The sequence below is a fragment of the Corynebacterium sp. MSK035 genome, assembly GCF_030232615.1.
Lineage (GTDB): Bacteria > Actinomycetota > Actinomycetes > Mycobacteriales > Mycobacteriaceae > Corynebacterium > Corynebacterium jeikeium_D.
Map to the genome: position 1 here is coordinate 1 of NZ_JASPJP010000014.1, position 24,061 is coordinate 24,061.

The following is a 24,061-nucleotide window of genomic DNA, read 5'->3' on the forward strand; positions in this document are numbered from 1 at the left end:
AAGGCACCAACTTTACCGATGTCACCGACCAAGAGGTCGCCGAGGCGGAAGCATTGCTGAATAACCGGCCACGGGTATTGCTCGACGGGTTAACTCCCCGGGAGGTAATCTCTGGTGTTATCCATGATGCAATGACCGCCTGACCCTACCAGCCATTTTTCGGGCCATTTTTGTCATAAACGTAGTCAGTAACTCGGATTGACCCACTGCCCCCAGAAACACAAAAAACCCCACGCAGAAATTACTTTCCACGTGGGAGAATCAAGGCTCACCCCATGAACACAACATGGACCTTGAAAAAGCCAAAAATTCCGCGAGCCAAACTGAACAAAAGCCCAGTTCAGAACCGAACTCAGCCCCGAACTACTTAGCCTTACAGAGGCTTCACGTCCAGAGCCTGCGGACCCTTCTGGCCCTCACCAATCTCAAACTCGACTGCCTGGTTCTCTTCCAGCGTCTTGAAACCAGTGCCCTGGATCTCGGAGTAGTGAACGAACACGTCGTTGCCACCGTCAGCTGGGGCGATAAACCCGAAGCCCTTCTCCGAGTTGAACCACTTCACAGTACCCTGTGCCATTACAAAACTTCCCAACTTCAGGATTCGATAAAACAAGTATTCGCCACACACATTTGGCCACTCACGATGAAGTAAACACGGCCAAAGCACCCTTTCGCCTCGTGCGAGTTTTTGCTGGGTGCCCGTTGGCGGGCGATACACTCAAAAAGTCTGCCACGTTTGGGGCGCGAGCGCCGATTAGGAACAGCTTCTTGCCACCCCCGTAAACCCGTGTTCGAGACCCTGACAAACTGGGGTGTCGAATAGCGAGAATGTGGCTGATAGGAAGCGTCGTCAAGCATATGAAGTGCGCGTTTACAGGAAAGGGTGGTGTCAATGGAGTCGTTTGGGCGGGAGCTGCTGGGGCCGGTTATTCGTGCGCATCCGCGGGCGACGGTGACGCACATTGCGGATCTTCCTGCGCGCGCTGGCGTGACTGCGCCTTGGCCTGAGTGGGTGCCAAGTTGGCTGAGAGAAGTGCTGGTAGATCGCGGAATTGAGAACCTGTGGACTCATCAGGCGATAACCGCGAACCTCGCCCGCGAGGGCGTGCACTGCGTCGTCGCGACGGGCACGGCGTCGGGTAAATCGCTCGGCTACCTGCTGCCCGTGCTCACAGAACTGTCCGCCACCCCCGCGGCCACCGCGCTGTACCTCTCCCCGACCAAGGCGCTGGGCGCCGATCAGCTGGACACTGCACGCGCGATGGCACCGGCGTCACTGAGTTCGCTGATTTCGCTTTACGACGGCGACACCCCACAAGACGCCCGGCGCGCCATCCGCGACCACGCCCGTTGGTTGTTTACCAACCCCGATATGCTGCATGTTTCGGTGCTCGGCAACCATGTTCGGTGGACGCGGATGCTGCGCAACCTGCGCTATATCGTCGTCGACGAATGCCATGCCTATCGAGGCGTGTTCGGCGCCAACGTCTCTCAGATTCTGCGTCGCCTCCTGCGGCTATCCCGCGAGTACGGCGCCTCGCCGACCGTGATTTTTGCCTCTGCGACGACCAACGACCCCGCTGACCAGGCTCGTCGCCTCATCGGCGAGCCTGTCGAGGCCATCACCGAAGACGGCGCCCCGGTCGGCGAGCGAACGATCGCCCTGTGGGAACCCGGCCTGCTCCCCGACCTCCAAGGCGAGAACGGCGCACCCGTGCGCCGCCCCGCCCCGACCGAGGCCGCGGATATCATGGCCGACCTGCTTGTCGAGGGCGCCCGCACCCTGACCTTCACCCGTTCGCGAAGCAGTGCTGAGAAGGTAGCGCTCGGCGTGCGTGAGCGCCTGGAGAAGCGCCACCGCAGCGATATCGCTGAGCGCATCGAGTCTTACCGGGCCGGCTACCTGGCCGAAGAGCGCCGCGACATCGAGCGCATGCTCGATGACGGCACTCTGCTAGGTGTGGCCACCACCAATGCACTGGAGCTGGGCATTGACGTCGGCGGCCTCGACGCGGTGGTACAGGCCGGTTTCCCGGGCACGGTCGCTTCGTTCTGGCAGCAGGCCGGCCGCGCGGGCCGTCGTGGCCAGGGAGCGCTGGTGGTGTTGGTGGCTCGCGATGACCCCATGGACACTTACTTGGTCCACAACCCGTCCGCGCTGCTGGGCCGACCGGTGGAGAAGACCGTCTTCGATCCCCGCAACCCGCATGTGGTGTGGTCACATCTCTACTGCGCGGCTGTGGAGAAACCCGTCACCACCAGCCAGCTTCAAGCGTGGGGAACCATGCCCGTAGCCGAAGACATGGTGGCCGCGGGATGGTTGCGCAAGCGCACCTGGGACGGACAAGAGCCCGTCTACTACCCGACCGACCGCGATGAGGGACCGCGCATTGCCACTGCCCACGATGCCGTGAACGTCCGTGGCGGCGATGGTCAGGAAGTAGCTATCGTCGACCAGACCGATGGTCGACTGCTTGGCACCATCGATCTTGGCCGTGCGATGCAGCAGGTCCACGACGGTGCCGTCTACTTGCACCGCGGTGAGTCCTACCTTGTCGACCAGCTGGACTTCGACAGCCTCGTCGCCCTGGTCCACCCCGAGCAGCCACGCTATTCCACCAGCTCACGCATGGACACCACCATTCGCATCCTCGATGTTGACGACATGCGCCACTACCAGGGCTTACAGGTCGCTTCCTGCCAGGTCGAGGTTTTTCATCAGGTCACCTCCTATCTTCGTCGCTTGGATACCGGCGAGATTCTCGACAGTGTTGAGCTTGACTACCCTCCGCAGCGTTTGGTCACGCGCGCCGTGGCCTACACAATGCCCGAGTCCACACTGCGCTCGTGGGGCGTGGGCTCCGACATCGCGCCGGGGGCTCTCCACGCAGCCGAGCACGCGGCTATCGGCATGCTGCCGCTGATTGCCACCTGCGACCGCTGGGACATCGGCGGCGTTTCCACGATCATGCACGCCGATACCCAGCAGCCCACCGTTTTTGTTTACGACGGGCACCCTGGTGGTGCAGGATTCGCCGACCGTGGCTACGAGGCCTTCGCGCAGTGGATTCGCGCGACCCGCGATGCTGTCGCCGCCTGCGAGTGCGAATCCGGTTGCCCATCGTGCATCCAGTCGCCCAAGTGCGGCAATGGCAACGATCCGCTGGACAAGGCCGGCGCAATCAAGGTGCTCAGTGGGGTGTCGCGCGCGCTTAACGACGGCCAGTAGCAGCATCCTCCACCGCTACCGGCCCTGCTCTGGACGTGGCTTTTCTCTCCTTTCGTTGGACGCTGACCTGCACATCCTCCCCATCAATCTCACAGGTCACAAGGCGTGCGTGGTTAGCTTTTGCGATTGACCCCGCAGCTTTGCAGGCGTCGTCGCTCTCTTGCGCAGCCACGGCGCCGGCCACCGCGGCCAGGTCCGCTGCTACCGCTGCCTGCCGCGCCTGCACCACCCTCACCCCGGCCGTAACTCCGACCAAAGTCAGAACGACGAAAGCGGCGATGAACAGTGCGGCTGCGACCGTGGTGGAACCTTCTTCTTCGCGGAGAAGGCGGGCTGTCACGTTTCTCATGACGATGCCGCTCTTTCCCGCAGTGCGACCGCGCGTGCTTCCAGCGAAAATGGCCCCGCTGAGCGCCGAATGGTCACGCGCACGGTACCGGAGGTTTCCGATATCGCGACCTGCCCATCCGCGTCTGCGCGAAGCTCGGCTACTGTCTCCGCATCGCCCCGCGCCTCAGCCCGTGCGATGGCTCCGGCTGCGTCGGTAAGCCCTAGGTACATTGCGATGGTGACCAGCCCGGACAGAGCCGTGACCATGACCGTGACCAGCGCCGCGAGACCGAAAGCGGTTTCTACCGTCGTTTGGCCTTCGTCGCCGACGCACAGGCGATGAAGCGTAGAGCGGATGCGGCTAGACATCGGTGTTGAGCGCCCTTTCGATGATGTCGGTGAGCGCCTGGGTGATATCGCCGCCGGTCACGACGGTGTAGAGCAGGGCTCCGAAAGCGGCGGCCGCAATAGTTCCGAGAGCATATTCCACGGTTGACATGCCGTTTTCCTCAGTTACCAGTGCGCGCAGACGCTTGTGCAAATACGAGCGCAGCTGGGACTGCGCAGCGGTCAGCGGATTGGTTGAAGAGTTGGTTGGAAGGTTGGTCGGATGGTTGGAGTTTTGAGTGGTCATGAGTGTTTTCCCCTGTGTGGATGTCGAGTGACAGGTCAGTTGTGAGGTGTGATGTGCATTGACGCGCGTTGATGCGCGTTGATGCATGTTTGGATTGCAGCGCGGCAGGCGGCCCGCGCGCGCAAGCGAGTACGCAACCGAGAAAACAACCAGTACCGCATCCGGCGCGTGCCAGCGCGCGAGGCTGGGCGCAGAAGTGTCCACGCTTCATGACGGCATCAGTCCTGCAAACATTTCGTCGGCAAGCCCAGCGATGGTGGGCACCAAACCCAGCACCACAAACGCGGGTAGAAAGCACAACGCCAGAGGCCCGGCAATGAGGACACCAGCCTTTTCGGCGACGGCTTGCGCCGCATCGTGCGCTTGACTGCGGTACGTGGCAGCGGTGTCCTCCAAGGCCTGCGCCAGAACGGTGCCGGATTCGCTTGCGCGGCGCCCAGCCGTCGCCAGAGGCACGAGCGCGGGTGTGGCAGCAAGGCTGTCCCAAGCTGAGTGCGCGCCCACGGACAACCTGGCGGAACACTGTCGAAGTGGCTCGGCCAGCTCAGGGTTTGCACCATCGGCAGCTGCTGCCATGGCCTGCGACAACGGCATACCGGAGCTCAAACAAGCACCAATGATGTCGAGGGCCGCTGCGGCATCGAGCAGCACAGCCGGGCTGATGCGCTCACCGCCAATGACAGTTCGCACACGTTCCCGCACCTGTGCGGCAATCTGCGCCACCCGATTGGTCACCTGTCGGCGTACGCTTCCTCGCGCGCGAGCATCCGACTCGGCTACCAATTCGGGCAGTCGGCTGCGGACGGGATTGAACGTCGGCAAGCAGAGGTAGACGGCGATGAGAAGTGCGGCGGCAATCATTGTCCGGCCTCCGCACGATCGATGATGACGACCGCCCATTCGATGCCCGCGCACACCAGCCCGACACCGATGACCAGCACAATTCCTCCGATGCCGCGACTGAGGAACTCGAATGGGGAAGCCCCGAACGCTTGCCCCATGACCAAACCGAACACCGGCAGTGAAGCCAAGATGGCGATCGTCATGCGTGGCCCCGCCAGCGCGGCAGACGTCTGTGATCGATGCGCCTGACGAGCCTGCAAATCACCCCGCGCGCAGTCCAGCAACCCAGCCAAACTCAGACCGTGTTGCTGCGCCACCGTCCACATACGCCCAATCCGGCGCAGTTGCTCCGAAGATTCTTCGCCCTCCCACGGGTCGGCGAAGTTCGCGCGATGCGCCGCGTGCGCGAGATGATCAGCCAACACAGTCTCATCCCCTGACCTGCGCAATTCCGCTGCTGCCGCGTTGAGCGCTCGTGAAGCCGCCGCTCCTGCGCGCAACTGCGCGGTCAAGGTCTCCAGCACTACCGCAGCGCTGTCCGCTTCCCGACGTTCACAGCGCCTCTCCCCCACAGCGCGCACTACTGCCCCTGCGGTGCGACCCAGCAACAGCCCGGCTACAACACCTGGAATCCCGGCGAGCCACAACAACACGAGCGCCGGGCCTGCAGCGATGATGATTGATAGTCCTGCAGTTCTATTCGCACTGCCAGTGCTTACTGCACTCGACCCCGTGGAACCAGCACCAAGTCCAACCATGCGCTGCAACCACTTCAGCCCGCCGGACACCTCGCGGCCACGGCCTGCCAGTGCTCGCGAGCGCACCGCCGCCGAGCTGTCCGGCCAGATAGCGACCGCCGCAGCCGCTCCCCCAATGAACATCGCCACGCTAAACCCTTCCCCCATAGCTGTTAATCTCCCCGTCTAATCCCCTGACTTTTCCTCTAGTCATTCCATCGGGTATTCCACCGGTTATTCCACCGGTTATTCCCCGCCAACCAGCAACTTCTGCAACGCTTCCCAACCCGGCCCAGGCCCATCCCGAGCAGTCCAAACCTCCACCACCTCCGGTGGGTTACCGCGCAGCAGCCCGATCTGTGCCAGCCGGCGAACATCAGCACGTTCGACCACCAACACCACCTGCACCGCAGAGACCAACTGCGCATGCAGCCCGGCGCGACCAAGGCCACCGATCAGCCCCAGGGCCTCAAAGCGCGCGACGACATCCCCGATGCGGTTGGCGTGAATTGTCCCCGCCCCACCGCGATGCCCCGTGTTCAACGCAGCCAGCAGATCCACCACTTCGGCACCACGAATCTCACCGACGACAATGCGGTCGGGACGCATGCGCAACGCCTGCTTCAGCAACTCCTGCTGCCCAATCGCACCGGCCCCCTCCAAGTTGGCGGCTCTGGTCACCAGCTTCACCACATGCGGATGCTGCGGTTGCAACTCCGGAGTGTCCTCGATGCACACAATGCGCTGATCAGGATTAACTTCTGAGAGCATCGCCGCCAATAGCGTCGTCTTTCCCGCACCCGTACCTCCGGCGACAATAAACGACAGCTGTCCCGCCACGATTCCCCGCAACACCGGCAGAATCTCCGGTGGAAACAGCCCGACATCGCACAACTCCGCAAGCCCGCGACGAGCCGGACGCAGCACCCGCAGGCTAATCTGAGTGCTGGTCGCCGACGGTGGTGAAAGCACCGCATGAACTCGCACACCACAGCCGCCGACACCGCCAGGAATATGGCCGTCGGCCCAGGGTTGCGCGTCGTCAAGCCTTCGTCCGCACCGCGACGCGAGCCGCACCGCATACGCGCGCACCTCGCCCTCGTCCGCGAAGGAAATCTCGGCCCGCTCCAGTCCGTTGCCGGCATCGACCCAGACCTCGCCGGGCGCGGTGACCAGCACATCGCTGACACCCGGGCGGCGCAACAGCGCATCCAACACGCCCGCGCCCACTGTTTCCTCACGAATCGTGCGCAGAATCTCCAACACCTTCACATCGGAGACAACCCCCGCGGTCTCCGCGCGAATGATGTCGGCGACCTCGCTATGCGATGCCACCCCAGGCCGCTCCGCAAGCGCCGTCCGCACCGCCGCCAACAGCCTGACATCATCCATCGCCACCACCGCCGACAAGGGCAAACATCGCTTCCAATCCCCGCGTCAGCTTGCCGACGGCCCCAGCGAGCCCGCCCACATCTATCTCGTGAGCTACTTTCTTGCAGTACTCAATCTCACCAGCAATGGGCAGATCGAGCGCGTACTCAACCTCTTCGACACTGATATCGCGGTACTGCTGGTGCCGAACCGCAAGACTTGGCGTGAATCCTGCCTGTGCACAGACGCTGGCCAGGTGTCCACCGGCTGCGATAGCTCGGACAGAGGTGGGCAGGATGATGACGGTGTCATCGGCAAGCGCGCCGAGAGTGGTGACGTACTCCACTTGCTTCGGGCAGTCCACGATGACCGTAATTCCGGCATGAATAAGGCAACTAATGGTGCTGGCAATGTGCCGGACATCGTCGGGCCTGTCGATTCTGTCGGTTCTGTCGGCGCTGTCGAATGTGTTGTTCGCAGAGGCGTGGTTGTAAGTCGTCTCGGGCGTGCGACTGCGAGTCCACGTCAACACTTTCAGAGCGGGTGATCGCGGGCAGGATGGCAGTGCTTCGTAGAGTGCCGCTCCGTCGAGACGACCATCAGCAGCCGAGAAGTCCTGCCACCTCAGTCCCGGTTCCGTTTCCATCCCGAGCACCAGATCAATGCCTCCTGCCAGTGCGTCCGCGTCCACCAAACAGACTGGCTTTTCACGGGATAGAACCAATGCACTCGCCGCCGCAACAATGGAAGCCCCGGCACCGCCGACCGCAGGAACCAACATCAGGCACGTTGCCGTGGAGTCGGTTGTAGTCGCCGGCGTGTTCGATACGGGCTCTGTACCCGGTGCCGTAATCACGTCGGTGCTTGCAGGTGACGCTGGGTTCTGATGGTGGTTCAGGAGGCTCGAGCCGTTTTGGTGATTGGTGGGATTCGGAGCATCCGGGCGTACGTCGCCACGGCCGAGCAGCTCGACAATATCGACGTTATCCGCGGGCAAACTAGCACTGTAAACAGGAGCTAAAACCTTCGCTACCTGCGCATCTTCCGCCTCAGTATCACTGCGGACCAGAAAGATTGCTCCCTCACAATGAGGCCGCCCGGCTAATCTTCGGGCTGCCGGTGCATCGACGAACACCGCTGGTGCCCGACGCCACAGGGCCGATGAAACTCCCGCTCCTGTCGATACTGACGATGGGGAAGGCTCTGGGGCTGATGATGATAGTGATGCTGGCGGCGAAGCAAATGTTTGTGCGGCCACTGGCGCTGCAGCCACAGGTGGCACGGTCTCCTGCACACAGTCACGACCGGTAGCAGCGACTATGAGCGCAACCTCTTCACGCAGCGCCTCATCATCGACGGCGTTGACTACTGGATTTGCTGAAGCCTCGGTTCGCTGAGCCATGGACAGTTTCTTGATTGCCATGGCCATAGCGTGCACTACAGGGCGGATTCAATGATGCCCGCAAGGGGCCAAAACCTCGCTGTCTGTGGATAATTTTCAGACTGTGGATAACTGCAGAACGCCATGTCGCCTTTGCCTTATGGCTACTGCGCGGCATGACTACTGCGCGGCCTGGCCAATGCAAGTTAGTGACTGCGTTTATGACAAAAATGGCACGAAAAATGGCTTGAAAGTGTCATAAACTCATACAGTTTCACATTTGCAGCCTGTAACTTTTTCTACATAACCCTCAACATTGGGCAAAAAGGGGCGACGCCCCGCGCCGGGGGGGGATTGGCGCGAGGCGTCTTTAACCGGCTCGGGGGGGGGGATTGAGCCGGGGCGGCCTCGCAGTCTGTTTCTAAAAAGAACAAGAAGGGGCCAGCCACGTCCAAGTATTACATATCCCGAGGAATCTGCAAATACCTTTCAAAGGATTTAATGCCCAATATGTTCGATGTCACGTTTCCTCGATTAATCGCGCCCAGGAAATGCCGCGCCCCAATCGCCGCCAAGCCCCCACGACCGCCACCGCCCCAATCGCCCCAGTCCCCCACCCAGCAGTTAAACACTCATAATGCTCTCCCCGAGCCCGACATCCATGGGTAAGCTCGGAGTCTATGAACACCGGCGAGAACAAGGCTTCAACAACGCCGCAGCCGCGCGCTTCTACGGACACGAGCAGCTCTAAAGATGCCCAAATCGCTGCAGGCCTCCACGCCACCGCTGACTCTCGCGTCGCTGCGTTCTTTGACCTGGATAAAACCATTATTGCCAAGAGCTCGGCATATGCGTTCAACAAGCAATTCCTCGAGCGCGGCATCATTTCGCCGACAGACATGCTGCAAATGGCGCTCAGCCATGCCCTATACATGTCGCAGGGGCACGATGAGGCGCAAATGGAGGCCACCCGCGAGCAGTTTTCCGCCCTTATCGCTGGTCACAGCGCCAGGGAGCTGCGCCAGGTCGCCATCGAAACCCTAGAGCAGAACATCACGCCGTACATCTACGCCGAGGCATTGGAGCTCATTCGTGAACACCGCGCACAGGGGCATCAGGTGTTCATTATCTCGGCATCGGCTCGGCAGATTGTTGAGCCCATTGCGCAGGCGCTCGGTGTCTACAACGTGGTGGCCACCGAGCTGGAGGTCCGCGATGGGCTCTTCACGGGTGAAACGGAGTTCTTCTGCCGGGGCGAAAACAAGGCTGTGCAGATGCGTCGGATAGCGGAAAAGCGCCAGTTCGACCTGGCCGAATGCTTTGCGTACTCGGATTCCATCACTGATGAGCCCATGCTGTCTGCAGTCGGCCATCCCGTTGTGGTCAATCCCGATCGCGCTCTGCGCAAGATTGCGACGGAACGTGAGTGGCCTGTGCGCCAATTCCGGAATCCCGTCCCGTTGTTTCGCGCGCCGTCGAAACGCAATGCTGCAATTCTTGCCGGCGTCACACTGGTGCTTGGCGCGGGTGCGACGCTGTTGGCACTGCGCAACAACGACGACGAGTCAAAGGCCGACTAACCCACCATCCGGCAGCCGGCCCGCCTACACCGCTTCGGCGATACCGCGCGCTTCCACGGCACCGGCCTTCAGCCCCTCCAGGTGCAGGAGAATCCACGCACGCAGGCCATCGGCGCTTCCCGACGCAAACCCCTCTGCGGCCTCGACATACTCCTGGCGGTGGCGAGTCCAGTAGACCTCGGGCACGGCCAAGCCACGCGGATCCAGGCCGGTTGCGACAGTTGTCAGTCGCGAGGCGGCGCGGGCGATGATGCCGTTGTGATACTCGAAGGGGCGCAGAGTCAGCAGCTCACCGTGCACAATCGCCGAGAGCACGCCAGCATGGATCTGGCTGCGGCCAGTGATGAAGTCACCGAGCACGTGCAGACGCTGCTCCTTCATCGCGGACGAGAGCTTGTCGTCACCGACCGGACGGCCGGCCTTCATCCGCGCTTCGGAACCGTCTTCAGTCTCACCTGCGGGCGATGCGTTCAACGCAAACTTGGCCAGCACCTGCTGCGGAGCGCGCTGCCACACGCGGGTGGTCTCACCAATTGACTCCGGGGAAATGGTGTCGGCAACCCGAAGGGCTGCTGCGAGTACGGGATCGGTGATGTTGCCGTCGTCGGGAAGCGATGGCTCGCCGCCTTCTAGCCACGCCGATGCCCGAGCGCCACGCAGGACCGACTCGGAGCCGGTGACGTTGTGCTTGCGCAGGTTGGCCTTGTGCCTATGGACGGACTGGATGGCCTTGGCCGCGACATCAGCCGCGTGTGCAACGCCGTCGAGCTGCCACAGGGGCGCGAGGGGGTCCTTGGGGTCAAGCTGCGGAATAGCAGCGGCGGGAGCACTGTCAGCGCGACCGGCACCCGATTCAGATGCCTTCGCCTGCGCTGCCTCACGCTCTGCGCGCTTCTTCGCCGACACGGAGGACACACCCAGACTCATGCCAGCTAGGCCACCCTTTCCGACACCGGCGCCATTGCCGTCACCATTGCCAGCACCGGCACCAACTCCATCGGCTCCACGCACGTTCTCAGGCTGATTGTTCATATCCCACACCCTAATTCTTCACCGCTAAGTAAGTGACAAACTTATATAGAAATGGTCAAAGATGAGAAAAACTTCAACGAGTTCTTGGCTTTTTCGCCCTTATGGCGCGCCCTACCCACAATCAGAGGTAGTATGGCAGTTTGTAACTGCAGTTTTAAAGTTTCAAACCATCTTTTCCAACCATCTGCGTAGGAGGAAGTACACGTGAGCAACGACGATACGAAGGGTCTCTTTACCGACGGCACCGAACCGCGTGTTACCGCTATCCCGCTGAGTGATGTGGATAGCAACGCATCGGGTGATGCTAGCGTCGGCCAGCTCGTGTCTAATGCTTCTTCGCAGATTTCCGCTCTGGTTCGCTCTGAGATTGAGCTGGCCAAGGCCGAAATTGCTGGCGAGGCTAAGAAGGGCGCAGTTGGCGGTGGCTTCTTCGCGGTTGCCGGCGTCGTCGCGCTGTACTCCTCGTTCTTCTTTTTCTTCTTCCTCGGCTGGCTGCTGGATGTTTGGCTGCCAACCTGGGCTGCGTTCCTCATCGTTTTCGTTCTGATGCTGGTCATCGCCGGTGTTGCAGCACTGCTGGGTCTGAAGAAGGTCAAGTCGATCCGCAAGCCGGAGAAGACCATCGAGTCGATGCAGGAGCTGAAGGGGGTCGTGCCGTCGGGGTCCGCGAAGAAGTCTTCGCAGTCGAACGGCCTGTACACCTAAAGGCTTGAAAGAAAATGGGCGGGACTTTGTTGGTCTCGCCCTTTTGTTTTATTCAGTCCCGGTTCAAGCCCTTCGGATAAGGTATTTTCCCCTCATGACCTCCCTCAGCGATTCTCTTACCGGCCCCTGGCGTCATCGTCTCATTCACGTCCGCGGCCAGCGCCTACACATCGCCGAGTGCGGCCGCCCCTCCGATCCGCTCGTGTTGTTTATTCACGGCTCGACTGGCGGTTGGTTTGAATGGCGCGAGGTTTTGCCAATGCTTAACGACGACTCGGGAGACCCCCTCCCCGTGCACGCTGTGGCTATTTCTATGCGTGGCTACGGTCAGTCCGACCGAACACCGCATGGCTACGATCCGTTCGAGGCGGCCCAGGACATCGCCTCGTCGATTCGCTCGTTGGGGCACTCGACCGCACTGCTGGTCTGCCAGGGGTTCGGCACGGGGGTGGCATGGACGCTGGCCTCGCGGCAGCCGAATCTTGTTGCCGGAATTATTGGTTGTGGTGCTGCGCATCCGAAGGTGTGGCTCAACCAGTTGAAGAGCCCGTGGTCGGAGGACTTCCGCAATAGCCTTGCCCCGCTGCTGCGCCGTTCGTGGTGGGACTCGCGGCCACGGGTACCGCGGTTGCGTCGCAATAAGTTCAGCACGCAGGCCGCTGAGGCTCGCCAGCAGCGGCTCATTGAGCGCATCGTGCGCGAGTCCATGTCCACCGCCGGGGAGGGGTTCGCCGAGACCTCTGAGGGGAAACAGACCGCGGAACTCATGGCTGACAGCCTGGCCAGTGGTGCACTCCGCCCTGCACTGGCTCACATGAACTGGTGGACGCGACCGGCTCCGGCTGCCTTCCGCAAGTGGTTGGATGCGATGGAGGGTTCTTCGAAAAGCGATGAGCGCACTGTGCTGCTCGTCGGCGAGCAGGACACTCGTACCCCACCTGCGCTGGTGAAGCTCAGCTCCACCCACGTGCGCGTCATCCCGGGCTGTGGGCACTTCCTGCCGGTAGAAAAACCGCAGGCTGTGGTGCAGGCAATCAGGGATCACCTGCACTGGTTGCCGGAGGGATCTTAGGCTCCGGCTCGGCTGAAGCTAGCCAGAACTCTCCTGCGGCTGGGGCTGGGGGCTGCCCTGCCCACAGACACACAACTTGCCGCTTACCCCGCCACGCACTCTTGCGTGCTGATGGCCCCGTAGTTATCCATCGCCTCATCAATGTGTGGCTGGACCTCGGCGTGCGTCAGCGCGTAACCAGTCTGGTCATTATTCACACCGGCACCGAAGACCAAGCCCAGGATCTGCCCCTGTGGCGTAATCAGTGGTCCGCCCGAGTTGCCGTGGCGCACATCTGCCTTCAGAACATAGGACTGGCGCTCGTGTCGAGTCGACGAATAAATATCCGGGCCTCGAATAATGATGTTCTCCGTCACGCGCGCAGGCGTGGCTTTAAAGGGCCCGGATTCGGGAAAGCCCAGCACTACCGCGTCATCGCCCGGACTAGCTTCCTGCTCCGCCCACTGCATGGGTTCCAGGGGTAGGTCGGTGGTCCGGAGCAGGGCGACGTCGTCAAGCGGATCGTAGTGCACGACATTTGCGTCAGCCATGCCGACCACAGTTTCCAGCCGAACAGTGGTGGCGCCGGCGACCACGTGCGCGTTGGTGAGAATCAGATCCGGTGCGATGACAAAGCCCGTGCCCTGCAGCAAGCGTTCGCACTGCGGGGCCTCGCCCAAGACGCGGACGATGGACGGTCGAATACTGTCGACGACACCTTGTGAAATCACATTGGGGTCGGCGGGTTCATCGGGGACGTTCTGCTTGTAGCCGAATGGCGGAGCGATGGCGGGCATTCCATCGTCGCGGAGTTGACGGAGGATGCCACTGAAGCCGTCACTCCATTCGTCGGGAGCGACCTGGTCAATGAGGTTCATGCCCTTGGATTCACGCACCCAGTCGGCGAATTGCCCGGGCACGGCGGTGGCCAGGGGCACGGCGATCATCCATGTCACTACCAGCGCAGTCACGGACTGCACGATGGCACCGAGGCTCGAGTCCAGGCCGACTGCCAACGGCGAGCGAATGGTATTCCGCAGCGACTGCCCTGCCACTGTTCCCACCGCGTGACCAATCAGGGCGAACAGAATCACCGTGCCGAGGCCCAGAAGAACCTTTCCCGACTGGTTCTCGACCTGTGCCATAGCTAGCGGCGCCAAGGGCACACCAATAACCAAGCCCAGGACAACGCCCAAAATGGCCATAATCGACGAGACGGCGCCCTGCTGCCAGCCAACGACGAGCGCGAAAATGAAAACCGCCAGCAGCGCAACGTCAAACACAGCGATTGCAGGCATCATCGTCGGCCTCCCTTCAGTACGGACAGTTTTTCACCATTAGCGGAACGCGCGAGTACCGGCAAAAGTTTCTGCACGTTGGTGTCGTCCCACGGTTCCGACCAGCCGGCCACATCCAGCAAGTAGGACAGCACGCCGCCGGTAAAGCCCCAAACGACGAAGTCACCAACCTTAAATGCCGGCCCTGTCCAGCCGTGATACCCCAGCATCATGCGGTTGTCCGGATTTGTCAGGTGGCTAATTGGCACATTGAGCACCGATTCCGTCTCCCCCGGGTCGACTACACGCAGCGGATGCGGTGCGTGCCAATACGCCAATACCGGATTGACCGCGAAGCCCGTTCGCGAAATGTCAATCGAGTCCAGCACCCGCACCGGCGTCACAGTCTCTCGGTTCAGCCCAGTCTCTTCCTCGGCTTCACGCAACGCGGTATCGACCTCATCTACATCCTCGGGGTCAACGCGACCGCCCGGAAACGCCATCTGACCTGCGTGCTTACGCAGCGTTGTCGCTCTGTGTGTGAGCACCACGCTGGCATCCTCCGGCCGCTGGTGCGCCTCCGCATCACCGCTGAGCAGCACCAACACCGCCGACCGGGCAGGGTTCCGCAACGGTTTCTCCTGCGTCGAGGAGTCTCGCCGCAACTTCGCAAACGCGCGCTTCACGCTTGACGACGAATCGGAGCGACCGGCCACCTTCTGCTCCGAGTGGCCTGTTGCGTCGTGGCTGGCGCTGCTGGCGCTGCTGGCGTGACCTGCCGCGTCGTGATCAGCGCTGACCAGGTGCGGCGGCAAACTATTGGTCAACCATTTCGGCAGATACAGCCCCGAGCTTGCGTCACGATTCCACGACTGTCCCTGAGTCACTTCAATGCACCTCGCACGAGATCCGTAATCTGCTGCGCATCGGTGAATTCACCAGGATGAATGGTCGCCACCGTGCCATCTGCCTTAAACACCACGGTGATGGGCACAACTCGCGGTAGATTCAACGCTGGTCCGACCACGTCGACCGTGTCCGAGTAGGTCGGTAGCTTCACTCCGATTTCCTGCAGGAAGGCCTGGCCACGCCCCGCCTCGCGAGCCGCATGCACCGTCGCCACCTGCACGTCCGGATTGTCCTTGGCCCATTGCTCAATAAGCGGTAGCTCTTGGCGACACGGCGCACAGTTCCACGCCCAGACATTAAGCACTGTCGGCTTGCCCTCGACGACCTGGCCCATGTCTACCAGTTCCGTTCGGCCAGCCTCGTTGTCCTGGCCTGCCGAGTCTCCCGACTCCGCCAACAGCGGCAAGCGCACACCGGTCAGCGAGCCACTACCCGCTACCGCCGCGATCTCATCCTTTGACATCGCTGGCGCTGCCGGTGCACCATCCACTTCACCATCACTGCCAGCGCCATCACCATTGCCAGCGCCATCCGCACCGACACTCACACCAGATCCGGTCCCACCACCGTCGGCCTCGTCATTGCCATCAGTGGTATTCACAATCGCGAAAATCACCAGACCCACAATGCTAACTCCCGCGATGAGCAGCGTAATCAGCGATGCCGAACGGTTAACGTCCACCTGCCGATCCTCATAGTGGCCACCATTGTGACTATGACCGCCCTGCTCATTCACGAAAAGTGCTCCTCGACTAGTCCTGTGTCGCTGTGGTGTTGCGCGCGCTATCCCCGTCGTCAAGCGCGGAAAGTTCCTCCCCACTGTAGCCGTCATTAAGACCGGCCAGGTAGAGAAGCCATTCCCTGTCGTCTGACTTAATCAACTTCTCCGCAGTCTCCGGCTCCGCCGGACCCTCGACGCCATACGACGGGCAATCCGCCGCCAAGAAGCACGCCCCGCACGCCGCCCGGCGCGAATGGCACACCCGGCGACCGTGGAAAATCAGCCGGTGCGAAAACCACGTCCACTCCGCGCGCGGTAGCACCTCCATCATCTCGTGCTCAACGCGCACCGGATCTTCCTGCTCTGTGAGACCCATGCGCCGCACCAGACGCCCAAAATGCGTATCGACCGTCAAACCCGGCACCCCAAAAGCATTCCCCAGCACCACATTTGCCGTCTTTCGCCCCACGCCCGGCAGCTTCACAAGCTCCTCCAACGTGCCCGGCACCTCGCCGCCGTGCTGCTCCATCACCCCCTGCGCAAAACCGATGATGTTCGCAGCCTTATTCCTGTAGAAACCCGTCGGCCGAACGAGCTCCTCGACCTCTTCCTGGTTCGCAACCGCCAAATCGGCTGGGCTGGGGTACCTAGCGAACAGCGCCGGCGTGGTCATATTCACCCGCACGTCCGTACACTGCGCCGACAGAATCGTCGCCACCGCAAGCTCATACGGATTACGAAAGTCCAGTTCACAGTGCGCATTCGGGTACGCCACCGCCAGCGTGCGGTTAATCCGCCGCGCACGCCGCACCATGCCCAGGCGCGTCTCCTTCCCCCGCGCCGCCGGATGCGCCCCCACCGCCCGACGCTTCTTCGACGTCAGGGATCCCTGCGGGTGCGTGGGTTGGGGTTTGCTCGTCGCCTGGTGCTTGCTTATCTGGTGCTTGCTTATCGACGATGCCTTGCCGGTCGTATCCATGGTCGTAGTGTATCGGCTACCCCGGATTGCAATTCGCGTGCGCACCTTTCGCGGGCCGAATCCTTCGATTCGTCCGGGATGCGGATGGAACCGGTAGCAGCTCGGGCATATTCGGTCAAAAACCAAAGAAGTCATGCCCCACCACATCTTGGAACACCGTTAGCGAATTATTAGTTATAAATACACAGTTCAGCGGCTTTTCACCAGAATTCCCCACAGGCGCAGTGGCTCGTTTGCTACAGTGGTGCTTATCACATCTTGGTGACGGCGTAGTTTTGGGATGCATCTGTAGAGGCGATTTGTCGTGAAATTCGCCCAGGGATGAACCTGCCTTGAAGGCTGGCAGCGGCGTTACCGGGAAAGACCGAAAGTAGTGGGACTAGTGGGACGGGGTAGTTTCTCTTCCTGTTTGGCCACTGCAATCTGTAGTCGAGTGCTAATTTGGCGGCTGCTGGCCTGTATTTACGGTGGTTAGTGGCCCAAGACAGGAGAATTTTACCGTGGATGACGTCAAGGAGATTCTCTCCCGGGCCGGTGTATTTCAGGGAGTCGACCAGGAGGCTGTGCAGGCCTTGCTCGGCGAGCTCGAGACGGTTCGCTTCCCGCGTGGAACCACCATCTTCAATGAGGGTGAGCCGGGCGATCGGCTCTACATCATTATTGATGGCAAGGTGAAGCTGGCTCGTCGCTCAGCCGACGGTCGTGAAAACCTGTTGACCATCATGGGCCCGTCCGACATGTTCGGCGAGCTCTCCATCTTCGACCCGGGCCCGCGCACCTCTTCGGCGGTCTGCGTCACCGAAGTTTCCGCCGCGTCCATGAGTGCCGATCAGCTGCAGGAATGGGTTGGTTCGCACCCTGATGTTCCAGCTCAGCTGCTGCGCATGCTGGCCCGCCGTCTGCGCCGCACCAACAATTCACTGGCTGACCTCATTTTCACCGACGTCCCTGGTCGCGTTGCTAAGTCCCTGCTTCAGCTGGCCAATCGCTTCGGTGTTCAGGAAGGTTCTGCTCTCCGCGTGAACCACGACCTGACTCAGGAGGAAATCGCACAGCTCGTCGGCGCCTCCCGAGAGACCGTTAACAAGGCTCTGGCAGAGTTCGCCCACCGCGGCTGGATTCGCCTTGAGGGCAAGTCCGTGCTCATCTCCGATACGGAGCGTTTGGCCCGCCGCGCACGTTAGCTTGTTGCGCACGTTAGCTTGTGGCGCACGTTAGCTTGTGGCGCTTGCGGCGCTGCCCAAACGACTCACATCCCGCAGCCTCTGCTTTTGGATCCTCGGTTCCCGTAGGAGCACATGAAACGCATGAGGCTCGCGGGATTTTTGTTGTCTTCCCCCGCTGGCCTGGCATGCTGACCTGGTATGCCGGCCTGCCATGCTGACCTGGCATGCCGGCCAAGTTTGGCGCACTTATCGATGCTTTCCCGGCACCTATCGATGCACCATTCACCGATTTCTCCTTGCATCAATCACTTATCGATGCGCTGTTCACTTGTGCGCGCGCTATAGCTCATCGACAAGTGGATACCTCATCGATAAGTGATTGAGCTGGCCCCGACGAGGCCAACCCACCCAACCGGCACTAGCCCACCCCAACCAGCACTACCCCAAACAAAAAGCGCGCAACCCGCAAAACTGCAGGTCACACGCTCTTTTCATGCGGTGAGTCAAGCTCAGCTTCACTCAAGCTCGGCTTCAGCCAAGCCTCAATTAAGCCCAGCCCAGACCAGCCCAGCAACTGGCCAAAGCCCAAGCCGAAGCCAAAACCCAAGCCAAAACCCAGCAACTACTCCCCGTGATCGCGCAGGTAGCGCAGGGTCACACGCGTCGACTGCTCAGCAGCATGACGCAGCACCGGATCGACATCGGTGTAAATCTCATCCACAATCTGGTCCACCGTAGCTTCGTCACCCAGCTTGGCAACGGCATCCTTCACCTGCTGCAGGCGCAGCTTACGACGCTCAATGTACTTCTGCGTCATTACAGTGATGTCCGGCAGGTCAGCACCATGACCAGGCAGCAGACGAACACCCTTGCCGCGCGAATCCAGCATTTTCAGGGTTTCCATGTACTTACCCAGGTCGCCGTCGGTCTCCGAAATCATAGTGGTGTGGCGGCCAGCGATTGTGTCACCGGTAACGATGCCTTCAACATCATCCTCGCCATCACCAGTGTGGATGAAGTAGCAGACAGAATCAGCGGTGTGACCAGGGGTTGCCACGACCTCAATCTGCGGAGTCACTCCGTCGAGGACGATACGTTCACCGTCGACAAGCGGATCCTGACCTCCCGCGCAGTACTGAGACTCCAGCTCACGAATCGGCGCGCCGGTGAGCTGACGGAAACGTGCGGCGCCATCAGCATGGTCGCCATGACGGTGCGTCAGCAGAATCAACGCAACGTCGCCGGCATAGCGCTGGAGGACGTTCAGGTGTCCCTCGTCCTCCGGACCCGGATCGATGACAATGCTGCGGCTATCCCCCTCAGCCTTAATAACGTAGGAGTTCGTACCCTCCAGCGAAGAGTAGCTGGGGTTCGGGCACAGAACGACGCCCACGGACTGAGAAATCTGACGCAGTTGGCTATACGCAGGATGCTCCATGTCCTCTATCCTACGTGGTTGTGCAATCCGGGGAGCGGGCTACGCCCTCCAATTCGGCTCATTTGGGTGTAAGCACGCTTTACGACGACCCGGAGAACGCAGCATCCCCGCTGCTCACGGCAGTAAACACAGCAGCTACTGGGCTACTTCAACGATGATTTCGACTTCCACGGGAGCGTCCAGCGGAAGCTGATTCACACCCACTGCTGAACGAGCGTGCTGGCCGCGTTCACCGAAGACCTCGCCGAAGAGTTCCGAGGCTCCATTGATAACGCCCGGCTGACCAGTGAATCCGGCGGCGGAGTTGACGAAGCCGACGACCTTCACGATGCGGGTGACATTGTCGAGGCCAACCTCAGCATCGACTGCGGCCAAAGCGTTAAGAGCGCAGGTGCGGGCTGCCTCCTTGGCCTCCTCAGCAGTGACTTCTGCGCCGACGTGGCCGACGTGGGTGAGCTCGCCGTTAACGAATGGGAGCTGACCGGAGGTGAAAACGAGGTTGCCCGTGCGCGTTGCGGGTACGTAGGCCGCCACTGGCGCGGCAACTGCAGGCAGGGTAAGCCCCAGGGCTTCGAGGGCCTGGGAAGGAGTGCGAGATTCAGAGTTGCTCATTTAAGTTAAGCCTTTCCATGGCGGCTGGGGGCCGGGCGAATAAAGCCGGACAAAGCAAGATGGCAGCCAACAGTGAGTCAGCTGCCAATCGAAAGCACAACCGCCGTTGTTAGTTAGGTGCTAGACACCGAGGTAATTAGTCAGCCTTCGGGCGCTTGAAGTAACCGACGTGGTTTTCGCCGGTCGGGCCCGGGAGAACAGTGACAAGTTCCCAGCCGTCCTCACCAAAGTTGTCCAGGATGGCCTTGGTGTTGTGAATGAGCAGCGGTGCGGTGAAGTATTCCCATTTAGTAGTCATGGAAGCTACTTTATCTGTCCCCCAGCCTCGCGCGCTGGGGGTTTAGTTTTACTTCGGTCTAAGTTCGGTTTTTACTTAGCCAGCTTTGCCTTGCGCTGAGCTGCGTACTGCTCAGCGTAGAAGTCGGCCCACGAAGTAATTTCCGGGTGCTCGCGCAGCATTGCGCGGCGCTGACGCTCGGTCAGGCCACCCCAGACGCCGAACTCGACGCGGTTATCCAGAGCGTCGGCACGGCACTGCAGAACCACTGGGCAGTGGCGGCAGATAACTGCGGCTTCGCGCTGTGCGGCGCCGCGAACGAACAACTTATCCGGGTCAATATCGCGGCACTTAGCGCGCGGGACCCACTCCTGACGATCGCGGAAGCTCTCTACACCGAGCTCGTAGTCTGGCGTAGTAGCAGTGCGGTTGCGATCGGGAATCGTGGCGGTCATTGTAGCCTCCTCGTGCCTGCGATTTTCGTTATTTCGAAATAGTTTCAACTAAATAGTGCTGAAATTTTGTTGTAAGTCTATTCACACCACCCAAATAATGTCGATTGGGTCACACTGGGAGGGTGGACGTGGCGCAGCTCTAAATACAACAATGCAGGTGGGGCAACTTTTTCCAACAAAAGCACGGGGGTGATTTGCGTCACTATGAAAATCTTTTTCCGGAAACCACCACACGACGAGTTGCCCGGTATTGTAAGGGCGCTCGTAGCACTCCGCCCCCGCTCGCCAGGCGTTTTTCTGGGCTCGCCGGGCATGCCTCTAGGCGGATTTTCGAAAACTCACTTCGGCTCAATCCGCCCTACCTTGTAGTGTGATTGCTGTGAATAAAGGTTCGACGCTGTTCAAGCTCTCCGTTGCCACTGTGTTGGCTGCGTTGATTGTGGCCAGCGCCCTCTTTCCTCTTGTGGGCGGCTCGGCCTACCTCGTCGCGCGCACGGCTGATGAATTCGCGTCGGCGTCGCGGTCGGTGATTTCTAAGGACGCACCAGGGGTCACCACTATTACGGATCGGAATGATCAGCCAATTGCGTGGCTCTATGATCAGCGGCGGTTTAATGTGCCGTCGGAACGCATCTCGCCCGCTATGAAGGACGCGCTGGTCAGCGTGGAAGATAGGCGCTTTTATGAGCACTCTGGTGTGGACTGGAAGGGCACTGCTCGTGCGGCGGTAAAGAACTTCATGTCCCAGTCGGTGCAGGAAGGCGCCTCCACAATTGAGCAGCAGTTGATTAAGAACCACACGCTGCTGGTGGACGCAGAGTCGGAGTCGGAGCGCCGCGCTGCTACTGCCACGGATTATGGTCGCAAGATCCGCGAGATTCGCATCGCGTTGGATCTGGAAGATGAGCTGACGAAAGACGAGATTCTGACTAAGTACCTGAACTTGGTCCCCTTCGGCAATGGCGCTTTCGGCGTGGAAGCTGCAGCTCAGACATACTTCGGCATTCCCGCGTCCGATCTGAATGTCCCGCAGGCCGCTCTGCTCGCGGGCATGGTTCAGCAGTCCTCCGGGCTCGATCCGTATACAAATCCGGAAGGTGCGCATGCACGGCGTAACGACGTGCTTGCGGCTATGGAATCCACGGGGGCAATTGGCCCGCAGGAGGCTCAGGACGCCAAGGCAGCTGATCTCGGCATCCTCCCGGAGCCCCAGCGCCTGCCGCAGGGTTGCATCGCGGCGGGCGATCGCGGTTTCTTCTGTGATTATGTGGTCTCCTACTTGGAGAACCACGGTATTGAGACCGAGAAGCTCAAGCGCGGTGGCTTCCATGTGAAGACCACACTGGACCCGCGTGTGCAGGACAGCGTGCAGGAGTCTCTGCGTCAGCAGGCGTCACCGACTGCGGATGGCGCAGCCGAGGTTATGAGTTTGCTTGAGCCTGGGGATGACTCCAGGAAGTTGCTCGCGATGGCGTCGTCACGCGTATACGGCCTCGATGCGGAACAAATGCAGACCGTGCAGCCTCAGCCATTTACGCCGGTGGGCAATGGCGCGGGCTCGATTTTTAAGATTTTCGCGGCGACGTCGGCGGTGGAAAAGGGGCTGGGTATTGATACCAACTTCCCGGTGCCGCGTCGTTATGAGGCCTCCGGGCTGGGCACCGGTGGCGCAGAGGGCTGCCCGCCGGGCCTGTACTGCGTGGAGAACGTGGGTAGTTTCCCGCCGTCGATGTCGCTGCGTGAGACGCTCGCACGGTCGCCGAATACTCCTTTTATTCAGATTTCGGAGCTGGTCGGCGTCGATGGCGTGATGGACATGGCGGTACGCCTGGGCATGCGCTCATACACGGAGCCGGGCAGTTTTGATGGTGAGTCCTCGGTGGCGGACTATGTCTCGGAGCATAAGCTCGGCTCGTTCGTGCTGGGTCCGACGTCGGTGAATAACCTTGAGCTGTCCAATGTCGCTGCCACCCTGGCCAGCAATGGCCGCTGGTGCGAGCCCTCTCCGATTGAGTCAATCACGGATTCCAAGGGCAATGCGGTCAAGCTGAATGTGCCACCGTGCGAGCAGGCAGTGGAGCCGGGTGTCGCGCACGCGATTGCTAATGCGCTCAGCAATGACGCCACCGATGGCACCGCGAAGGATGCCGCGAAAGAGCTGAATTGGGAAGGCCCAGTCGCGGCTAAGACCGGTACCACCGAGTCGAACCAGTCTGCGGCATTCCTGGGCTTCACCGGCGGCCTGGCCGGATCGGTGTACGCCTACAATGACACCCCGACTGTCACGGAGCTGTGTACGTCACCGCTGCGCCAGTGCCCAAGCGGCAACCTCTTTGGTGGTCGCGAGCCCGCGCGGACATGGTTCGGCGCAGTCGGCCCGGTTATCGAGGATTATGGCGGAAAGAACCTCCCACCACTGGATTCGGACTACGGCCTGGGCACCTCGATCACCCAAATGCCGAATGTGGTGGGCATGCAGAAGGCCGAGGCCCGGGAGACCCTTAAGAAGGCCGGCTACAAGGTAGAGGAACGCACAGTCTCCCTCACCGGCGAGTCGCGCGGAATCGTGGTCGGGTTGGATCAGCCGCCGCTACTACTCAAGGGTGGCACCGTCACAATCCGCGTGGCCGATGGCACCCGCCGTCCGACCCCGCCACCAGCGCCGTCGCCACGACCGGACTCGACGACGACCCGGCCGGATCCGCTACCGCAGTTCCCTCGCCCGAACACTCCGCCAGCGCCGAGCTTGCGGGATCTGATTCCGCTGCTGCCGTTCTAGTTCACCCTAGAAGGCAGCTCCAACGCTTATCGCCGAAAAAGGAAACGGCGAAAGGTCGCGCTAGCCCTGCAGGGCAGCCTTAACGGCCTCGGAAAGCCGCTTGCCATCGACCTGGCCAGCGGCCTTTTCCTTAGCCACCTTCATAACCTGGCCCATGATCTTCATGCTCGGCGCGTCATCGCCAGCAACCTCGGCCACAGATTCCGCGACGAGGTTCTTCACGGCGTCGTCGTCAAGCTGTTCCGGCTGGTAGCGGGCGAAAACCTCTGCTTCGGCGAGTTCGGCGTCGGCAAGTTCCTGACGGCCGTTCTGGGCGTACATCTCAGCGGACTCGCGACGCTTCTTGACCTCCCGCTCAATCACACGCAGCACCTCGTCATCGGTGAGCTCGTGCTTGGAGCCGGAAACCTCCTCGGTCTGGATGGCGGCCTTCAGCATGCGCAGCGCCGCAACGGTTTCCTTGTCGCGGGCCTTCATCGCGGCGGTCATATCGGAGACAATTGTGTTCTTCAGTTCACTCATACGCCCTAGATTACCGCTGTAGTTGATAGTGTC

24 protein-coding genes are annotated in these 24,061 nt (G+C 61.0%); 6 read left to right on the top strand and 18 right to left on the bottom strand.

All coding sequences use genetic code 11. From position 1 onward, the window contains the following. Window positions 1-373 precede the first annotated feature (373 nt). Window positions 374-577 (bottom strand): cold-shock protein, encoded by a 204-nt coding sequence (locus QP978_RS08715; RefSeq protein ID WP_005511370.1) that lies wholly within the window; start codon window positions 575-577, stop codon window positions 374-376. A 315-nt stretch (window positions 578-892) separates the two neighbouring features. Between QP978_RS08715 and QP978_RS08720 the strand changes: the two genes are divergently transcribed. Beyond that, window positions 893-3,229 (top strand): DEAD/DEAH box helicase, encoded by a 2,337-nt coding sequence (locus QP978_RS08720; RefSeq protein ID WP_284857073.1) that lies wholly within the window; start codon window positions 893-895, stop codon window positions 3,227-3,229. Here the strand turns inward: QP978_RS08720 and QP978_RS08725 are convergent. From QP978_RS08725 to QP978_RS08755, 7 genes are all read right to left on the bottom strand, one after another. Next, window positions 3,213-3,578 (bottom strand): Rv3654c family TadE-like protein, encoded by a 366-nt coding sequence (locus QP978_RS08725; RefSeq protein WP_070603587.1) that lies wholly within the window; start codon window positions 3,576-3,578, stop codon window positions 3,213-3,215. The two genes, QP978_RS08720 and QP978_RS08725, sit on opposite strands and share 17 nt — an antisense overlap. Next, window positions 3,575-3,928 (bottom strand): TadE family type IV pilus minor pilin, encoded by a 354-nt coding sequence (locus tag QP978_RS08730; protein ID WP_053092999.1) that lies wholly within the window; start codon window positions 3,926-3,928, stop codon window positions 3,575-3,577. The genes QP978_RS08725 and QP978_RS08730 overlap by 4 nt, the downstream gene beginning before the upstream one ends. Further along, on the bottom strand, window positions 3,921-4,193 hold the full coding sequence (locus QP978_RS08735; protein WP_049193086.1) for a DUF4244 domain-containing protein: 273 nt from the start codon (window positions 4,191-4,193) through the stop codon (window positions 3,921-3,923). Before QP978_RS08735 ends, QP978_RS08730 begins: the two co-directional genes overlap by 8 nt. Window positions 4,194-4,400: 207 nt before the next feature. Beyond that, entirely contained in the window at window positions 4,401-5,054 is a 654-nt protein-coding gene (locus QP978_RS08740; RefSeq protein WP_049171054.1) for a type II secretion system F family protein, read from the bottom strand. Next, window positions 5,051-5,941 carry a type II secretion system F family protein gene (locus QP978_RS08745; RefSeq protein ID WP_284857074.1) on the bottom strand — a complete coding sequence of 297 codons (891 nt, stop codon included), beginning with the start codon at window positions 5,939-5,941 and terminating at the stop codon, window positions 5,051-5,053. The genes QP978_RS08740 and QP978_RS08745 overlap by 4 nt, the downstream gene beginning before the upstream one ends. Before the next feature lie 78 nt (window positions 5,942-6,019). Beyond that, window positions 6,020-7,165, bottom strand: a complete 1,146-nt coding sequence (locus tag QP978_RS08750) for a TadA family conjugal transfer-associated ATPase (RefSeq protein WP_284857075.1) — start codon at window positions 7,163-7,165, stop codon at window positions 6,020-6,022. Beyond that, window positions 7,158-8,567 carry a CpaE-like family protein gene (locus tag QP978_RS08755; protein ID WP_284857076.1) on the bottom strand — a complete coding sequence of 470 codons (1,410 nt, stop codon included), beginning with the start codon at window positions 8,565-8,567 and terminating at the stop codon, window positions 7,158-7,160. Before QP978_RS08755 ends, QP978_RS08750 begins: the two co-directional genes overlap by 8 nt. Window positions 8,568-9,205: 638 nt before the next feature. On the opposite strand from QP978_RS08755, the gene QP978_RS08760 reads away from it, so the two are divergent. Next, on the top strand, window positions 9,206-10,105 hold the full coding sequence (locus QP978_RS08760; protein ID WP_147765998.1) for an HAD family hydrolase: 900 nt from the start codon (window positions 9,206-9,208) through the stop codon (window positions 10,103-10,105). Window positions 10,106-10,129: 24 nt separating this feature from the next. Here QP978_RS08760 and QP978_RS08765 read toward each other — a convergent pair whose 3' ends face one another. After that, window positions 10,130-11,137: a Fic family protein gene (locus tag QP978_RS08765; protein ID WP_350309308.1), complete on the bottom strand. Its 1,008-nt coding sequence runs from the start codon at window positions 11,135-11,137 to the stop codon at window positions 10,130-10,132. Between the two features lie 204 nt (window positions 11,138-11,341). Between QP978_RS08765 and QP978_RS08770 the strand changes: the two genes are divergently transcribed. Next, on the top strand, window positions 11,342-11,842 hold the full coding sequence (locus tag QP978_RS08770; RefSeq protein ID WP_284857077.1) for a phage holin family protein: 501 nt from the start codon (window positions 11,342-11,344) through the stop codon (window positions 11,840-11,842). Between the two features lie 94 nt (window positions 11,843-11,936). Further along, window positions 11,937-12,914, top strand: coding sequence for an alpha/beta fold hydrolase (locus QP978_RS08775; RefSeq protein ID WP_049171077.1), 978 nt, complete (start codon window positions 11,937-11,939; stop codon window positions 12,912-12,914). 83 nt (window positions 12,915-12,997) lie between these two features. On the opposite strand, the gene QP978_RS08780 is transcribed toward QP978_RS08775, so the two are convergent. Genes QP978_RS08780 through nth form a run of 4 tightly spaced genes read right to left on the bottom strand, consistent with a single transcriptional unit; the run spans window position 12,998 to window position 16,659 of the window. After that, window positions 12,998-14,194 (bottom strand): MarP family serine protease, encoded by a 1,197-nt coding sequence (locus QP978_RS08780; RefSeq protein WP_284857078.1) that lies wholly within the window; start codon window positions 14,192-14,194, stop codon window positions 12,998-13,000. Continuing rightward, window positions 14,191-15,057, bottom strand: coding sequence for an NUDIX hydrolase (locus QP978_RS08785; RefSeq protein WP_284857079.1), 867 nt, complete (start codon window positions 15,055-15,057; stop codon window positions 14,191-14,193). The genes QP978_RS08780 and QP978_RS08785 overlap by 4 nt, the downstream gene beginning before the upstream one ends. Beyond that, window positions 15,054-15,815, bottom strand: a complete 762-nt coding sequence (locus QP978_RS08790; protein WP_284857080.1) for a TlpA family protein disulfide reductase — start codon at window positions 15,813-15,815, stop codon at window positions 15,054-15,056. The genes QP978_RS08785 and QP978_RS08790 overlap by 4 nt, the downstream gene beginning before the upstream one ends. A gap of 16 nt (window positions 15,816-15,831) precedes the next feature. Continuing rightward, window positions 15,832-16,659 (bottom strand): endonuclease III, encoded by an 828-nt coding sequence (nth, locus tag QP978_RS08795; RefSeq protein WP_370647674.1) that lies wholly within the window; start codon window positions 16,657-16,659, stop codon window positions 15,832-15,834. Window positions 16,660-17,279: 620 nt separating this feature from the next. Between nth and glxR the strand changes: the two genes are divergently transcribed. Next, entirely contained in the window at window positions 17,280-17,963 is a 684-nt protein-coding gene (gene glxR / locus QP978_RS08800) for a CRP-like cAMP-activated global transcriptional regulator GlxR (RefSeq protein ID WP_005511668.1), read from the top strand. 604 nt (window positions 17,964-18,567) lie between these two features. Here the strand turns inward: glxR and QP978_RS08805 are convergent. The 4 genes from QP978_RS08805 to QP978_RS08820 all read right to left on the bottom strand — a co-directional run bounded on the left by QP978_RS08805 (window position 18,568) and on the right by QP978_RS08820 (window position 20,727). Beyond that, on the bottom strand, window positions 18,568-19,383 hold the full coding sequence (locus QP978_RS08805) for an MBL fold metallo-hydrolase (protein ID WP_070432015.1): 816 nt from the start codon (window positions 19,381-19,383) through the stop codon (window positions 18,568-18,570). A gap of 135 nt (window positions 19,384-19,518) precedes the next feature. Further along, window positions 19,519-19,995 (bottom strand): RidA family protein, encoded by a 477-nt coding sequence (locus QP978_RS08810; RefSeq protein ID WP_070642814.1) that lies wholly within the window; start codon window positions 19,993-19,995, stop codon window positions 19,519-19,521. Between the two features lie 136 nt (window positions 19,996-20,131). After that, window positions 20,132-20,293 carry a Sp36 family protein gene (sp36, locus tag QP978_RS08815; RefSeq protein WP_005511670.1) on the bottom strand — a complete coding sequence of 54 codons (162 nt, stop codon included), beginning with the start codon at window positions 20,291-20,293 and terminating at the stop codon, window positions 20,132-20,134. A 71-nt stretch (window positions 20,294-20,364) separates the two neighbouring features. Further along, window positions 20,365-20,727, bottom strand: a complete 363-nt coding sequence (locus QP978_RS08820; RefSeq protein WP_005511664.1) for a WhiB family transcriptional regulator — start codon at window positions 20,725-20,727, stop codon at window positions 20,365-20,367. Window positions 20,728-21,097: 370 nt separating this feature from the next. Between QP978_RS08820 and QP978_RS08825 the strand changes: the two genes are divergently transcribed. Continuing rightward, window positions 21,098-23,506 carry a transglycosylase domain-containing protein gene (locus QP978_RS08825; protein WP_049193074.1) on the top strand — a complete coding sequence of 803 codons (2,409 nt, stop codon included), beginning with the start codon at window positions 21,098-21,100 and terminating at the stop codon, window positions 23,504-23,506. Between the two features lie 60 nt (window positions 23,507-23,566). Here the strand turns inward: QP978_RS08825 and QP978_RS08830 are convergent, their stop codons facing one another. Beyond that, entirely contained in the window at window positions 23,567-24,028 is a 462-nt protein-coding gene (locus tag QP978_RS08830; protein WP_016421920.1) for a GatB/YqeY domain-containing protein, read from the bottom strand. Window positions 24,029-24,061 lie beyond the last annotated feature (33 nt).